General features: G+C 46.0%; 15 protein-coding genes. All 15 read right to left on the bottom strand.

Annotated elements, in window-relative coordinates; genetic code table 11:
* Window positions 1-166: 166 nt before the first annotated feature.
* Window positions 167-487: a hypothetical protein gene (locus tag HQN79_RS08250; protein WP_173285484.1), complete on the bottom strand. Its 321-nt coding sequence runs from the start codon at window positions 485-487 to the stop codon at window positions 167-169.
* A 6-nt stretch (window positions 488-493) separates the two neighbouring features.
* Window positions 494-916 (bottom strand): flagellar export chaperone FliS, encoded by a 423-nt coding sequence (gene fliS / locus HQN79_RS08255; protein ID WP_173285486.1) that lies wholly within the window; start codon window positions 914-916, stop codon window positions 494-496.
* 47 nt (window positions 917-963) lie between these two features.
* Window positions 964-3303: a flagellar filament capping protein FliD gene (fliD, locus tag HQN79_RS08260; protein WP_173285488.1), complete on the bottom strand. Its 2340-nt coding sequence runs from the start codon at window positions 3301-3303 to the stop codon at window positions 964-966.
* A gap of 147 nt (window positions 3304-3450) precedes the next feature.
* Window positions 3451-3924, bottom strand: a complete 474-nt coding sequence (locus HQN79_RS08265) for a flagellar protein FlaG (RefSeq protein ID WP_173285490.1) — start codon at window positions 3922-3924, stop codon at window positions 3451-3453.
* Window positions 3925-3953: 29 nt separating this feature from the next.
* A complete protein-coding gene (locus HQN79_RS08270) occupies window positions 3954-4346 on the bottom strand; it encodes a flagellar protein FlaG (RefSeq protein WP_173285492.1) in 393 nt (130 codons plus the stop codon).
* Between the two features lie 30 nt (window positions 4347-4376).
* Window positions 4377-5201 carry a flagellin N-terminal helical domain-containing protein gene (locus HQN79_RS08275; protein WP_173285495.1) on the bottom strand — a complete coding sequence of 275 codons (825 nt, stop codon included), beginning with the start codon at window positions 5199-5201 and terminating at the stop codon, window positions 4377-4379.
* 143 nt (window positions 5202-5344) lie between these two features.
* Window positions 5345-6169, bottom strand: coding sequence for a flagellin N-terminal helical domain-containing protein (locus HQN79_RS08280; protein WP_173285497.1), 825 nt, complete (start codon window positions 6167-6169; stop codon window positions 5345-5347).
* 188 nt (window positions 6170-6357) lie between these two features.
* On the bottom strand, window positions 6358-8841 hold the full coding sequence (locus HQN79_RS08285; protein ID WP_173285499.1) for a motility associated factor glycosyltransferase family protein: 2484 nt from the start codon (window positions 8839-8841) through the stop codon (window positions 6358-6360).
* Window positions 8842-8884: 43 nt separating this feature from the next.
* A complete protein-coding gene (locus HQN79_RS08290; protein WP_173285501.1) occupies window positions 8885-9955 on the bottom strand; it encodes a nucleotidyltransferase family protein in 1071 nt (356 codons plus the stop codon).
* An 11-nt stretch (window positions 9956-9966) separates the two neighbouring features.
* Window positions 9967-11001 (bottom strand): phosphotransferase, encoded by a 1035-nt coding sequence (locus HQN79_RS08295; protein ID WP_173285503.1) that lies wholly within the window; start codon window positions 10999-11001, stop codon window positions 9967-9969.
* 50 nt (window positions 11002-11051) lie between these two features.
* Window positions 11052-12089: an N-acetylneuraminate synthase family protein gene (locus HQN79_RS08300; protein ID WP_173285505.1), complete on the bottom strand. Its 1038-nt coding sequence runs from the start codon at window positions 12087-12089 to the stop codon at window positions 11052-11054.
* 16 nt (window positions 12090-12105) lie between these two features.
* On the bottom strand, window positions 12106-13074 hold the full coding sequence (locus tag HQN79_RS08305) for a class I SAM-dependent methyltransferase (RefSeq protein ID WP_173285507.1): 969 nt from the start codon (window positions 13072-13074) through the stop codon (window positions 12106-12108).
* Window positions 13075-13092: 18 nt separating this feature from the next.
* Window positions 13093-13806, bottom strand: coding sequence for an acylneuraminate cytidylyltransferase family protein (locus HQN79_RS08310; RefSeq protein WP_173285509.1), 714 nt, complete (start codon window positions 13804-13806; stop codon window positions 13093-13095).
* 19 nt (window positions 13807-13825) lie between these two features.
* Window positions 13826-14485 (bottom strand): PIG-L deacetylase family protein, encoded by a 660-nt coding sequence (locus HQN79_RS08315; protein ID WP_238843340.1) that lies wholly within the window; start codon window positions 14483-14485, stop codon window positions 13826-13828.
* Window positions 14486-14508: 23 nt separating this feature from the next.
* Window positions 14509-15423 (bottom strand): formyltransferase family protein, encoded by a 915-nt coding sequence (locus HQN79_RS08320; protein ID WP_173285514.1) that lies wholly within the window; start codon window positions 15421-15423, stop codon window positions 14509-14511.

Genomic DNA, 15423 nt, shown 5'->3' on the forward strand with positions numbered 1-15423 from the left:
TCAGATTTAATTTGCTCTGGAAAGAGAGAATAAAGCTAAGCACTTGAATTAAAAAGATTATTTAACATTCTAATTTAGAAGAAAAAAACCAACACATTGACTATTGCCAAGACCTGCGGGTAGACAGGGATAATTTTCTTCTATTTAGTTAATTCAACGCAACTTTTTAAAGATTGACATACTTGCGAACGGATTTATTCGCGTTCAAATCTTTGGAAAACGCCTGGACTAAATTTGCCTGTTTCTTTTCAAGGAGGGTTTGTAGCTGATCAGCATCTTTTTGCAAAATCGGACGAATGACTTCAAGTGCGACACCGTGTTTGGTCACCATCTCTTCCAATAACGTTTGCCACTGTATTTGCTGGATCTGTAACTCCGAAAACCGATCCTGCTCAGCCAGAAGCAGGAGGTTTTTTGACGAGCTAAGCAGCTTCAATTTATCTTTACGAAGCTGCTCAGGAGAAGTCTGTAATTCTGAATTCGTCATGGGAAATTACTGCAACTGATCTTTCGAAGCACGCTTGATCTCTTCCGGCATCTGCTGCCAGGCGCCTTGAAGACCGGAAATATGCTCAATTACCTCGTCAATCTTGGCAATATCATTCTTAGCCGTCGCTTCAAAAACCGTTCTATGGCAATAGTCATACAGAGAAAACAGATTCTCGGCAACATCTCCACCTCTTTCCAAATCCACGCCATCCTTTAGGCTGCTGATAATTGCCAGAGCCTTATTGGAAAATTCCGCTTTTTTGGCAAACTGCTTCTGTTCAATAAAAAGTTTTGCCAGCTTTAGGTTTTTAATTGCGCCGGAATACAGCATATCGACCAGCTTATGCGGGGTCGCTTCCGAAACGGCTGTTTCAACAAAATTCTTCGCGTATTGTTGCGCCATTTTATTTTGTGCTGCATAACTCATCTTAAACTCCCTTATGTTTTTCTTATATATTGAGCATTCCCATTCAATTAATTATCGTTGCCACTGTTAAACGTCGCCGTCAGATAATTTCTTGTTTGCTCTGCACTGGAAAGTATCGACTGCAAAGCAGAAAACTGAAGTTGATATTTCATTAAAAGTCGTTCATAACGTGCATCAATCTTTTCTTGTTTCTCGTCGTACTGTGTATTTTTATCGTTCAAGCTGTCAATTCGCTGAGATACCAGACCGTTTTCATCTTCAAAAAGATTATTGATTACCTCTTCCATGCGACTTGCAAAGCCCTGGGTAAAGTTAATCGAACCGCGAGCACCTGTTGCCCCGCCAAGTACTTCAAATTGCAAGCCGCGCACTTCTGCCGGCTCGGTTCCGATAACCGCATAATCGGAAATATTGATCCGACGACCATCTTCAGAAGAGGCATAGGCCCCGATATTCAGCGTACCGGTCGCGGTGGTAATTGTACCGTCAACATTCTGACCCACATCCGCAATCGCGCTTCCATCGGCAAAACCAGCGTTCGCCAGACCGGAGAAGTTGCTTAGATCAATATTGGAAAAAGCCCCAAAACGGCTGGAACTGATATTGAGAATCCCACCTTCGGTCGAAACCGATACCGATGCGCCTACCGCTTGAACTTCGGCATTGTTATTGATTCCCGATTGAATACGTCCCGCCAGCTCGGAAAGTGTATAGTCCCCGGCAGCAATCGTTAAAGTAGAACTGTTAGCGTCATCGATCACAAAATCAAAACTACCGTCTGCTGCCAGATTAATCAAATTTTCACCGGTGTAATCGGTCTGCGTGAAGCCTTGATTGGAGAGGCCGGTAACATTCGAAAGTGAAACCGAACCCTGACCCGCTGCGGCATTGAATTCAAAGCGCGATTGCGTCGAATCGTACGACAGACTAACCACACTGGCTCCAAACGCAGTATCGACCACGCCTTGCATTGCCGCCACCAAATCGTCTTTGCTTGCATAATCACCGGCAATACTGCTGAAATCAATGATTTGACTGCCCGAAGCACCGGTGGTCATGGTAAACCCGGCATTCGCATCCAACGTTAAAACAGCTTGCTGATCATACACTTGACCGGAAGCAACCTGCTGATCCGTTCCGGCGCTTACCGCACCGGAAGCCACCGTTGCACGATCGGCCAATTGGGTAATATCCAAAGTATAAGAACCTGCTTGTGTACGGTCATTACCGCTTAATACATTAACCAGAGGGTCGTCCGAAGACCCGCCTTTGGAAAACAACGATTTCAGTGCATCCAGGTTCGAAGCGGCCACTTCCTCAAAGCGCGCCTGATCAAAACTCATCTGACCTTCAAGATCGATACTGAGACCGATTACCGACAGACTGTTATAAGGCGAATTAATCTGATCCAGAGTACCACGCAAAGAAGTTTGCAGTTCACTGCGTACCTGGCGTAGCAAAGAAGATCCGGCCAAATCGCCCCAGTACTCATACTCTTCGGAGTCCTGCTGATCCGAGGTCAAGGATTCGTAAGAACCCAACTCGTCAAGAATAGTATCCAACTGATTGTAGACATCGACAAAAGACTGTATCGATTCAACCACCGAATTCGTATCCTGATTGACGGACAAAGTATTAACCGTTCCCGGTTGCGCCGATTTAAGGTCAATCTGCATTCCTGGAATCACTTCATCGAACTGGTTGGTTGAACTGGTTACCGCCAGACCGTTCACCACCATAATCGCATCCTGAGCGACGGAGGTCGTCGTTAACCCATTGGTATCAAAATCGGCCAGACCGGAGATCTGCATCTCATTGGCCGCACCGGTATTCTGCGAGGTAAACATCAACTGATAACCGTTTCCGGTATTGATAATCGAAGCATTGACACCGTAATCACCGCTGTTGATGGTTTTCTGCAACCCTTCCAAGGTGTTATTGGTCGCATCGACGGTAATATTGTGCGTGCTGCCGGCAATCGAAATGCTCAGGGTTCCGGATGAAATGGTATCCGAAGCAGAGCTGTATATTTTATTCGCGACCTGAGTGTTGGCCTGAGCAAGTTGTCTCGCTTCAATCTGATAGCTCCCGCTCACAACAGAGCCGGTGACCGTACCGGAGACAACGGCATCATTCGAAGACGAAACAGCCGACTGCATAAAGGTGTCCGGATTCGAAAGATCCTGCAAATAGGTTTTAAACGCCGAAACATTCGACTGCAGATAGGTCAAAGCGTTTAATTCGGTATTGGTTTTATCCCGATTACTCTCCAAAATCGCTTTCGGGCCAGCAACTTCCGCTTCAGCCAAAACTTTTGACATATTACCAATATCAAAGGTGCTATTAGTCAGGGAGTTTAAGAGCGTAGTACCAATTTCATTTGCCATTTCAGGACTCCTTAGGCTTTCTTTCGATCAGTCAGCCCAATCAAAACAATCATCTTACTTATATTTGTATTATCGGCAGGAAAAGTCAAAACTTTAAATAAAAAAAGCGGCCATAAAGACCGCTAAACACACAAGGGAACTGGTTACTCAGGCCTGCTCATCTGTCAGCAAACCTGTTGGAAATTGAGAGGTTTCAGAATTCTGCTTCTGTAACGCCAGATAATCTGAAATATTCTTGGAGATATTTAAGAACGCTTCGGACGGAATCTGTCTGATCACTTCGTCGGTTTCGTTATTCTTAATTATAATCACCATTTTCTGCGATGATTCATCTTTTTCAAAACGCAGATAATTCTGCAGTTTTTCCAGCTGCTGATTGATTCTTTCCAGATTCGCATCGACTTTCTGGGAACCGCCATCAACAACTTGTAAATTCTTGGCCGCAACATCCGATTTTGTTTGCACATCGTCAGTCACTTGAGCCGTTTGCCCCCCGACAAGCTGTTCCGGGGATTGTGAAACAGACGAACTCCGAGTATTGGTATTCGCCTGCTCACTCAAGGTTTTAGAGACATAGACAGACTCAGAACGCAGTGGTGAAATACCGTAACCTTCTGCCATCGGATGCCTCCTGTAAAAAACCTTATTGTTTATATGATTTCATTGATTAAGCTACCTGTCAAACCTTCAGACGGAGCTCCCGTTTGGTTAACCCCTTCTAAGTATGCTTGAAGCTGATGGAGCATCCTTAAAGCATCTTCGGAAGGAATTTGTCTAATCAACTCATCCGTTGCCTTATCCACTACTTGAACCACTGTTGAATCAGATCCCTGATCGACACTGAAAGTAACGGATTGTTGAAGCTTGCTCATCAGCCGGTTAAGGCTTTCCGCTTGAGCAACTAACTCTTCCTGAGAGACTTCTTTTACCTCAGAAACTGAGGTGGCTGAATTAACAACCGGGTCAGGTGTATTAGACTTCTCCTGCCCTGTCAGTTTATTCACTGACTGAGCGGGAGATGATGTCATTGATGTAATATCCATGATCACCTCCTACTCAATCATGCCCTGATATTATCGGAGCAGTGACAGAACGTTTTGCGAGTTAGAGTTAGCCTGACTCAACATGCTCATACCGGCCTGCTGTAGAACCTGGGTACGTGCTAGGTTTGCAGATTCCTTAGCGAAGTCAGCGTCTTGAATACGTGAGCGCGCCGCGTTCATGTTTTCATTAACGTTAGCCAAGTTAGAAACTGTACTTTCTAGACGGTTTTGTACCGCACCCCATTTTGCACGGAATTCATTGATTGATCCCAATTTGGTATCAATCGAAGTGATTGCAGTCGAAGCGGCTGTTGCTGTTGAAATGGTCAATCCACCAAGATCAGACCCCAAAGTCAATGCATCATAGGTCGATAGTTTTACTTGGTTTGCCGAACCGACTTGCCATCCGACGTGTACGCTGAATTGAGTAGCCGAGCCATTCAACAAGTTTTTATCATTAAAGCTGGTTGTTTCACCAACACGTTTGATTTCAGCCGCAAGCTGAGAGTACTCGGTGTTCATCTGTGCACGGTTCTCATCCGAATAAGTACCGTTCAATGCCTGAACACCCAACTCACGCATACGCTGCATCATATTGACCACTTCTTCCATGGATCCATCCATAGTTTGTGCCAAACTGATACCATCGTTAGCATTACGGATCGCTTGGTCAGTACCTCTAATCTGCGAGGTCATACCGGTAGCGATTGCCAGACCTGCCGCATTATCTTTTGCGCCGTTAATTTCCAAACCAGAAGTCAAACGCTCCATCGAAGTAGATTGTTCAACCGTAGTTTTATCCAAAATACGAGTCGCATTGATGGCGGCCATATTTGTATTGATTACCATTGCCATGATATATCTCCTTTTTCAACTTTGTTAGTCGTGCCCTAGTCGGCTTGCTAACTATTTTGTTATCCGCCAACTAGGTGGCAGATTCTTTTTGGGTTACCCCAAATTCAGTTCTGTAAAGTGGATCCACCTGGCCGCTTTACCAATTATTGCAGCAACTGCAGTACATTTTGTGACTGTTGATTAGCCTGGCTAAGCATGCTCATACCCGCTTGCTGCAGAACCTGTGTTCTTGCCAGGTTGGCAGATTCGGAAGCGAAGTCTGCATCCAGCGTTCTTGAACGCGCTGCGTTCATGTTTTCGTTAACGTTTGCCAAGTTGGAAACGGTGCTTTCAAGTCGATTCTGAACCGCACCCCATTTCGCACGGAATTCATTGATTGACCCCAATTTGGTATCGATTGAAGTAATGGCAGTTGAAGCTTTCGATGCAGTGCTAAGAGTAAGAGTACCAAGACTACTTCCCAACGCATCAACATTGTAGGTAGAAACTTTAATTTGATTCGCTGATCCTACTTGCCAACCAACATGGACGCTGAAAGTATCATTTGAACCATTCATCAATTTTTTGTCATTGAATGCAGTTGTCAATCCAACTCGAGAAATTTCAGCCGCCAACTGTTTGTACTCTGTATCCATCTGAAAGCGGTTTTCATCGGAATAGGTTCCGTTCAATGCCTGAACACCCAACTCACGCATACGCTGCATCATATTAACCACTTCTTCCATGGCACCATCCATAGTCTGTGACAAGCTGATACCGTCATTCGCATTACGAATCGCCTGATCCGTACCACGAATCTGCGTGGTCATTTTGGTCGTTACCGCTAAGTTCGCAGCATCATCAGCTGCTTTATTAATTCGCAACCCTGAAGTCAAACGTTCCATAGAAGTTGACTGATCTTTTGAAGTTGTATCCAGAATACGTACCGCGTTCAGGGAAGCCATATTTGTGTTGATTACCATTGCCATGATATTTCTCCTTGTGTGAGATTCTGTGTGTGTTTGTAACTATTATTTTTATTTGTTTGCTTTTTTAAGCTGAGACATTTCTTGCCTTCAATAGGGTTAACGACTCAAACAAAAAAACTTTAGATTTTTTTTAAAAAAATAAAAAAAGCGGCCTATAGCCGCTTTTGTACACAGGAAAATCAGAGTGTTTAAGGTAATTGAGCCGCCAGACCGGCCAAGGTTTTCTGGTATGCGGATGCCGCCTCTTCACGACTGAAAGATTCAAGACGCTGGCGAGCCTGATCAAAACGTTGCAAATCAATCAGGTGCTGTACCTGCTTCAATTGTGTCTGAGCATCTTGCGGATGTTTTTGCAGATACATTTCAAGTACACCGCTTGCCGCCTCTTTACTGCCCATTAAATCCAGCATGTCGGCATACGGAACCATATACTCTAATGAGAAATGACACAATTGTTCGAGAATATTCAATGTCGAACTGTGATCGGCTTGTCTTGTTGAAATACCCAATGCAAATTTCAGTGCATTGTGGCGCAGGAATGGCGTAACAACACTCTGATAACGGAGCAAGGCCTCCGCCTCTTGATTATTCAGTTCCATCCACATCGCTTCGGCAATTCTCGCGATATCAAGCTTCAATGACGTTTCCTGCTCAGGCCATTCCTGTTTAGACATGAAATCCAATGAATCGTATAACTCTTGTGAATCTCGATCTCGGTAGGCTTTTTCTATCCGTTGATACAAAGACTTAAGATTGGTGCTTCTTTTTTTCAGGTTCGCCACTTGCTTGGTTTCTTTAACTTGCAGAACATCCCTAAACAGGCCAATTGATTCTTCAATAATCAATCTATCTTCATCTTGCTCAGGCACTCCGTGCCAATTCTGCCAACATAGAGCCCGGCCAAACTGGTTCAGCTTTTCCCACTCGCTAAAGAGCGGTGACAGATTTTGCCGAGTCTTTAATTCTCTTTCTCTTAATTGCAGACGCTGCTCCGATAATCTGATCTGTTCCAGAAACCTTTCGGTCGCCTGTTGCACACCATTGAAAAACGAGTGCAGCTGTTCGCTGACCTCTTCCTGCGACATGTTCGTTTCGTCGGAAACATGCTGAAAACTGCCTGTGAACGAGCTGTAATCATAGTGAAAAAGAGTATCTCCGTCTTCACCGATCAATTTATTGACTTTATTTTTGGCTTTAAGGACTTTCTTAACAATTTTCGAATCCTCTTGCCCGTCGCTGTACAGCTTAGGGATAAACTTGACGGCTTGTTTCGCTTCGTTTATCAAATCCAGAAAACGTCGTTTTTGTTTTTCAATCTGCTTTTTCGTTGATTGCAGGTGCTTCAACACTTCCTCTGGAGAAAGGCTTAACTGTGTGCGTAACTCACTCATTAATGCCAAAGTCTGCTCGGTATCGGTAAAAGAGATGCTTTCCTGAGGAATATAACTTACCCCTTCTATATAAGCGGCATCGAGACTTAAATGAAGAAAATTCAATTCCGCATTCTGTCCTTTGTAGTGTTTAACCTGCTGCTCGATCGTATCCCGACTGATTGCATAACGCGGTTGTGTACTGACCCACTTACCGGCATTGTTTTTCACCTTCTGCAGATCGGAGAACATAAAGGTCCCCCCGATCTGAGCTTCATCACTGCTGGACTCATATGCTTGACCGCCGGGAAAGCAGAGATCTACACCGGAAAAAATAAAATTCTCGCAGCCTAATTCAAACGCCAGATGGAGCGCGGTATTGATAACATTCGGCCCAGGCGCATTAAGATTCTCTTCGCCCTTGGTTAACCAGGGAAATTTCGCCCCCGTATAAGCTTTAAGTCCCGACCACTGGGAAAGAATAGCGGAATTGATATGGTAGGAATTGAGCAAAACCGACTGATCGGCAAACTGAAAAATACCTTTTGAGTTATCGAAGCTGACATCATGCGGATCAACCGAGATAAAGAAATCCGGAGTAATCCCCTCTTTGGCCAATCTACGCGCGATACGGGCCGCCGAAAAAATAACCATTCCTTCCCGGTTTTCTCTAATCCATTCGATAGACTGATCCAATGTCGGACCGCCCCCCAGAATTAAAGCCGTAGTACCTTCAAGAGCCTGTCTTAGGTTGATAAAAGGAACGTTATTGTCGGCAAGATTATTCAGTTGCGCGTCAATAAAAGGCTTTGAATTCAGAGAGATCAATTCTTTGGATATGAACTTATTGTAGCGTTCCTCAACCGAAGTCCACAAAGCGCGCATAATGCTTTCCGGTTGAGAATCCAGAACACCGATCGAGCGTACCAGACGCACTCTTTGCTGTACGACATAGTTCATATGCGAAACAGCTAAAAGTGCCAGATCATAATCACTGGGAACAACAAAAATTGATTTTTCTTCAATATCATTCAATTCCCGGCTTTCAATGACTTCCGGCAATTCGATAAAAACGTAGGATGTGCTTTCCGGTAACTCCGGATGATTTTTAAGATATTCATACAACAGACCAGAGTCCGATCCGACAAAGACATTTAATACATCTTTCTGGAGAACCAGATCGGCGAACTCTTTTTCAAAGACCATTTCCGAAGATTTTTTGGTAAACGACAGGCCATTTAATGACTCGTAGTAGGAGTCACCATATTTATTCTGGCTCAATGGCCCCAAATTAAAATCCATAATACCCTCTTCTGTTTTTGCGCTTTTTTCTGATCTTTGTTTATTAATGATTCAGAGGTGTAAAGTGCACCTCGTAATCCACTTGTGCCTGTTCAAAATCCGGAAGATGGCCGATATCTTTCCAATATTCTGTAATCGGAAACGCACCGACTTTCGCGGCAGGATCAAGCGTCAATTCATCCAGCAATGTCGGCATGTCGTAAAATTCGTTATAGGGAATTGCGGCAATCTGTTTCGGTGACAACACATAAATACCGGCATTGACGAAATAACGATAGATCGGTTTTTCGACAATCTGCTGAACCGTCTCATCTTCAATTTCCACGACGCCATACGGAACCTGCTGCGAGTATTCACGCACACAGACGGTGATATCGCTTTCATTACTGCGATGCGATTCAAGCAGAGCGGTAAAATCGACTTTGGTCAGAAGATCGCCATTCATCACAATCAAATCGTCGGTCACTTCTTTATCGATAAGGCTCAAAGCACCCGCCGTTCCAAGACGCTGCTCTTCCTTGATATAGTCAATCTCAACCCCCCATTTCTCACCATGACCGAAATAATCCTGAATCTGGTGTCCGAGATAATTAATGCAGAAATAGAAATGGCTAAATCCCTGTTCGATAAAACGCTCCAGAATCGTTTCCAGAATCGGCTTGCCACCGACTTTCAGCAAAGGCTTTGGCGTATCTTCTGTCAAGGGCCGCAACCGCATTCCCTGGCCGCCAAGCATCAGCACCACCGAATTCGGCTGGTTACTGTACGGCATGACTTTGTCGTAAACCAACTGTACCAGCTTACCGTCTCTATCGATAATCGGCAGATGCCGGCAACGGGCGCGTTTCATAATCTGAACCCAGCCCATCATATTCAGCTGATCCGATCCGGTCGCTGGGCGAAGATTAATCGCTTCTTCGACCGGAGAATCCAGAGTACTGCCGGACAGCAAAGCTCGACGGATGTCGCCATCGGTCATGACCCCTTGCAGGACACCGTTTTGATCGGTCACCAAAACAATCTGCATAGCGTAACGGTCCAGCAGAGCCATCGCCTCTCGTATGGAGGCGCCGATACAAAGGGTAATCTGCTTAAAATCAGAATAAAGCTTCATGGTTTACGATCCTATCTCATCAACCTATTCAGGCTATCGACATCCGTTTCAACTTGTTGAATTAAATGCTCAAATTTTTGCCATTCACTCTGCAGCCAGTATCCCGAAACGACATATCGTTCAATTAGAACACACTGCGAACGAACGCAACAGGCGATCATCGCCTCAGCCAAGCTCATCGGGCTATCCAGTATGCCATACGCCTGAAAAAAAGCGGCTACTGACGACGCCCAGTTTTCAGTATCCTCATCTCTCAATGGCAGAAAAACTCGATGAACCAGCATGGCCACATCCATTATTCTGGGCAGATAACTGTAATGACTGTTTTCAAAATCAATCAGTAACGGCGTGCCGTTTTCACCGGCCAGAAGGACATTACCGGGATTTAAATCGCCGTGCACAACCTGAGCCTGGGCCAGATCAAAATGCAGTAACTGCAGCCTCTTCTCAAATTCGCCAACGAAATTTCTCGGCTCTGATTTGGAATCCGTTCGGCAACCAATCATTTCCCAGAATTCCGCAAGTTTCCGATCACGAAATTCCCGCCAGCTCTCTTCAAAATCGTATAAACGCTTCTGCCATTGCAAACGTACCGTTTCGCGCTTGCTCTGGTTTAACTCCTGTGCCAGACAGTTATGAACTGCAGCAAGGTGTCGACCTAACTTGCTGGCCGTCTGAGGGTTTAATTCAAACGGCAGCAACTCAAGATAAGGCAGACGACAGATGCAATAATCCTGTTGCCGGTAAACGGACATTTGTCGAGAACACAGTCCTGCCTGCAACAACAGCTCTTCAAAATGAGCCGAATGTTTTTCCAACTCGAATGCCGCAGCCGGTAAGACCTTATAAAAGTCCTGCCAATTTTTCTGTTCTGTAGGTTTTGCCCGAAAAAAACCCAAAGGAAACTGATAACTGCTCGGTAAAACCTCTAAATCAACTTCATCTAAACCCAACAGACCCTGCAAAAATCTCCTGTGCTCTATTGAGAGCGGCTGGAAGCCTTCCGCGCCATGCCGATGATCTAAAAAAGCCGGAAGTTTATGCATTCTTCTCTAATTCCCGCATGATGAAGTCGTTATTAAACACACAACCAAACCTAGTCCAACATATGCCACTCGATGGGTTGACCTAACTTGAGCTCCTGGCGAAGTTTTCTGCCGGCAACCAACTCCCAGTGCTCAACCGGAATTCCCAAAGCCGGCCAAGCGAATTGGGCTTTATCCAGCGTTAATTTTTCTCCCGGTTGCAAGTCGCATTTTGCAACAACCCCCATTCGGGCGGCATGCGTTGCCTGCGGAGCCGGTCGCATACCGTACCTGGTCGCTTCGGAAATGGCCGCAATCTGTTTGAGCACTTGCGGCACCTCTTCAACCGTCATTGCATGAGCCGTATCCTGCTCTCCCTGCATGGATTGAAACATAACGCCTTTTTCCAGTATCGAAGCGCCTAAAGGAACCGCTGCCAGCAACATCTCATTCCCGTCATAATGATCTGACAAACCGACCGGACAATTAAAAGTTTCCTGCAGAATTGGCAGCATGGATAAATACTGTTCGCTCGGCGGAGCCGGCGGTGCGACAGGGCTGTGCTCAATCAGCATATCCCGGCCTCCCGCCTGTCGGAACCACTCGACCGCGCGGGCGATTTCATAAAAATGCGCCTTACCAGTATCAATAATGGTCGGGATTCCGGATTGTGCGAGATATTGGATCAACGGCTGATGAACCAGATTCGAAGAAGCCACCTTTATTGCCTTTGCGCCGATCGAACGGGCGAAATCCGCTCCTTCAATATCATAGACAGAAAAGACCAGATGCAATCCCTTGGAGGTCGGATAGGAAAACATCGCTTCATACTGTGCAAAAGAAACGATCTTGCGCTCGATCAGCCGACGGTAGTTTTCCTGTTTAAACGCCTGCGCATTTTTGTCGTAATAACTCGCCTGGAAGTCTGCATCCAGAGCGACATCGGCAGTATGAAGAATCTCTCCCTTGATACACTCGACGCCCATATTAACCAATGACTCAACCAGTGCGTGTGCCTGATTCTGATCCTGGTTAAAAAAGGTTCCAACCTCCGGCAAAAAAATTGGTTTCTCGGACTTTAGATCCTGATAATCTCTGAATTCAAACATCCCGCGTCCTTCTTATTCAGCGCGCCGCTTTAAGTACAAACTGCAAACGGTACTTGGCTTGATCCTGACTGAAAGCTTCGGGAGCCATTAAAACCGGAAATAACAACTCTTTGAATACACCAACCCATTCGGCTTTAATCTCTTGGCGATTTTGCGGGCTGATCGAAGCCGCCATTTTATTCAGCATAGGGAAAATCGGTCTTAATCCGAGATTCCAGATATGCGCGATCGATGCAGGGAAAATATTTCGTTGCTCGACAACTTCCAAACCGGCCGCTTCAAATAATTCTCGCCAGCCTTCTTCCGATCTTAAGCCAGGATTCGTCGCCTGTCGCCCGCGATTCAACATCTCCTGCCATTCGGATGAGGTTGATGGGAACATCTTGCCAAAGTCCAACTGCTTTTTCTCGGTTGTGAAAACGTCAATAATCATTTCACCGTCTGGCTTCAATTTGTCCTGCATCTGCTTTAAAGCCACGTCGGTTTCGGCAACCCAGTACAGGCTATTGCAATAAATCTTATCCAGACTGTGGCTTGCAATCGCTTGCACATTGTCTCTTAAATCCGCCAAATGCAGCGCCTCGTAGAAATCCAAATGCTGCGCCTTTTTAAGCAGATTTTGCTTATGATCGGTTCCGACTGCATAGTAAACCTCCGGCTTTACATTCACCTTCGGAAAGTACTGCTCGTCATAATGATCAAACAGATCGACATTTTTCGCCGCAACATCTTTGGTCGACTGAGAGCCGATCCCGGCTAGAAACAGATCGAATTCAGGAGCAAAACGGCCTCCGCATTTGAAAAAAGTATTCACTCCGTCGCCACAGGCAAAATCTGCCGCTTTCTGTCCTTGTGTCGGCTTCAAATCCACACCATGAACCACATAAGAAGCCAGCGCCAATGCGTTTTCCGGTCTCAACCACCAGAGATTCAAAGCATCTTCTAAAACCTGATCGGCCTTTTCCATCATCTCCATTGCAACCATTCAGACACTCCTTCAATTTCAATCTTTTGGTTTTAAAAAACGTTCGTAAATCGCATGCGCATAAATCAGATCTTCTTCTATATCGATATCCACCGAACGGAATTCCGGCATCGGGAGAATTCTGAAATGGCTGCTGTAAAAACTGTTTTCTTTCAAAAATACTTCCGTCCAGGCTGAATAAATCGCACCGTTTGGATAGTACATATCGGGGTAATCCTGACTGCGCGTTTTACCATGAACCACCATAGTATCTTTAACCAGAGGTTCCGCCGTCATACAGTCATCCGCCTTAAAAATAAAATCGGGAACCGTCGGACTGGTCTTCATCGAGATAACCGAATCGTACTCTTCGGTCAGCAACTGATGCGCGTCCCGAATATCCTGAGCCGAACGAAAAGGACAGGTCGGCAACAACAGACAACACTGCGCGAAGTTTTCCCCTTCCTCGGCCAACTCAAGAAGCAGCTGGCCCAAGACCTGCGGCGCAGTTATCTTATCGCCGGAAAGCGCATCGGAACGCTGATGCAACGAAACCCGATCGCGCCCATACTCCTTGGCGACCCGTAAAATTTCCGGGTCATCACTTGAGACCACAATTTTGTCGAAGACACCCGATTCGATGGCGGCTTCGATCGTCCAGGCCACAAGCGGCTTACCATTCAGCAAAGCAATATTTTTTTTGGGAAAGCGTTTTGATCCGCCTCGGGCGGGGATAAAAGCGATCGATTTCATTAATGTCTATTCACTCTGGCTATTGGATATCTTTTAACTGCATAAAACTCTCTGCTGCCATACAAGCAACTTGCGAGCCACGTAAGCTAGCCAAGGCACGAATAGACACTTCACTTCTCGGAAAAGGGTGTGGGGCCATCTCGGAAGCAAAAATTCGCATAATGTCGATTTTGCCTTCCAAATGGTCACTGATATCGATAAAAAGATTCGGCTGGAATCCCGAATCCTGAGTGTTCAAACCGAAATTGGTTTCCGACAGAGTTTCATAGACTCGAACTCTTTTGACGCTCGGGTAACGAAACGATTTGCTACAAGCAACCGCCGCGTCAAACACATAAGCATGATCGGAATGCGCATCGCCACGATATGGCAGATAAAGCGTTGTCGCGCCGATTTCCTGAACAACCTGAGCGATAGAGGTCACAAGATCCGACATGGGTACCAGATCCAGTTGCATTACCGGCCAGCCGAGATGATGTGTTTGCGCAAATCCGTAAGCTTTAGCCGCGGCTTCGATCTCCGCTTGCCTCTGCTGCTGTTTTTCCGGCGCGAACCCCAGGTCTTCGCGCATTTCCGTAACAATCAACCAGTGAACCTCATCTCCTTTCGCTTTGTGCTTAAGGAGCGCGCCGCCGCAGCCCAGAGTTTCATCATCCGGATGCGGAGCAATAACTAACACAACGTCTTTTTCTTTCATAATCTCTAATCTAAATATTGTTCTGGTTGAATCCGCAAATTCCCCTGCCATTCGGTCAGAAGAATATAGCCGTCATAAGTTCTGATAATCGGTCGCACTTTACCGTTGGTTTCCTGTAGCCAAACGCATTTTCCCGGTTCATGATCCAAAGCGGCCCAAGATTCTCGACCGCTTACCGGATAAGGTTCTGCCGCCCACAGAATAAATTCTTCTCCCGAATGCGAAAAAGTCGCTCCGGGATACGGACGTGTTAAAGCGCGAATCAGATTGATAATGGCTTCGCTGGACATCCGCCAGTCGATTATGCCATCCAGACGACTGCGTTTACGCCAGAGATTGCTCTGCGTCAGGTCCTGCCGCTGTGCTCGGAAATCAGGATCTTGCAAGCTTTGTACCACTTCCGGCAATTGCCGTTCGGCCATTTTTTTAATTTTTTGATAGAGATCAAATGCGGTATCGGTAAAAAGAATTTCAAAGTTTTTTTGCGAAACGATGGGACCGGAATCCGCCCCCTGATCCATTTGAAAGAAAGTCAGCCCCGACGTTTTAAGCCCCAGAGCCTTGGCCCATATCAATGGATGACGGCCACGGTTGCGGGGAATCAATGCCGGATGCGCACCAATGACTCCTTTCGGTGCCAGTTCCAGCAAAGGCTCTCTAATGAGCTGTGACCAACCGAAACAGAAAATCACTTCCGGCTTCCGCTCAGAAATCCATTGCAAGATATCGTCTGAATTAATATTGTCGGTTGTGATCGCAGGAATGGCGTTGGCGTCCGTCAGAGGAAGCAGATCGGCAAAATCGGAATACGCCTCCGGCCGACTGGTCGTAACCACGCCTGCGACCTCGGCTTGCATGGTCAGCAAAAGTTCTAGGCAGTGCCTGGAAAAATCCACTGCGCCAATCAATACAATTCTCAC

The organism is Thiomicrorhabdus xiamenensis (genome assembly GCF_013282625.1).
GTDB classification, from domain to species: domain Bacteria; phylum Pseudomonadota; class Gammaproteobacteria; order Thiomicrospirales; family Thiomicrospiraceae; genus Thiomicrorhabdus; species Thiomicrorhabdus xiamenensis.

Excerpts from the sequence above, each read along its gene's own strand:
- HQN79_RS08265 (WP_173285490.1), bottom strand. The coding sequence starts at position 3,924 with ATGGCAGAAGGTTACGGTATTTCACCACTGCGTTCTGAGTCTGTCTAT.
- fliS (WP_173285486.1), bottom strand. The coding sequence starts at position 916 with ATGAGTTATGCAGCACAAAATAAAATGGCGCAACAATACGCGAAGAAT.
- HQN79_RS08290 (WP_173285501.1), bottom strand. The coding sequence starts at position 9,955 with ATGAAGCTTTATTCTGATTTTAAGCAGATTACCCTTTGTATCGGCGCC.
- fliD (WP_173285488.1), bottom strand. The coding sequence starts at position 3,303 with ATGGCAAATGAAATTGGTACTACGCTCTTAAACTCCCTGACTAATAGC.
- HQN79_RS08305 (WP_173285507.1), bottom strand. The coding sequence starts at position 13,074 with ATGGTTGCAATGGAGATGATGGAAAAGGCCGATCAGGTTTTAGAAGAT.
- HQN79_RS08310 (WP_173285509.1), bottom strand. The coding sequence starts at position 13,806 with ATGAAATCGATCGCTTTTATCCCCGCCCGAGGCGGATCAAAACGCTTT.
- HQN79_RS08280 (WP_173285497.1), bottom strand. The coding sequence starts at position 6,169 with ATGGCAATGGTAATCAACACAAATATGGCTTCCCTGAACGCGGTACGT.
- HQN79_RS08270 (WP_173285492.1), bottom strand. The coding sequence starts at position 4,346 with ATGGATATTACATCAATGACATCATCTCCCGCTCAGTCAGTGAATAAA.
- HQN79_RS08295 (WP_173285503.1), bottom strand. The coding sequence starts at position 11,001 with ATGCATAAACTTCCGGCTTTTTTAGATCATCGGCATGGCGCGGAAGGC.
- HQN79_RS08250 (WP_173285484.1), bottom strand. The coding sequence starts at position 487 with ATGACGAATTCAGAATTACAGACTTCTCCTGAGCAGCTTCGTAAAGAT.
- HQN79_RS08275 (WP_173285495.1), bottom strand. The coding sequence starts at position 5,201 with ATGGCAATGGTAATCAATACAAATATGGCCGCCATCAATGCGACTCGT.
- HQN79_RS08300 (WP_173285505.1), bottom strand. The coding sequence starts at position 12,089 with ATGTTTGAATTCAGAGATTATCAGGATCTAAAGTCCGAGAAACCAATT.
- HQN79_RS08285 (WP_173285499.1), bottom strand. The coding sequence starts at position 8,841 with ATGGATTTTAATTTGGGGCCATTGAGCCAGAATAAATATGGTGACTCC.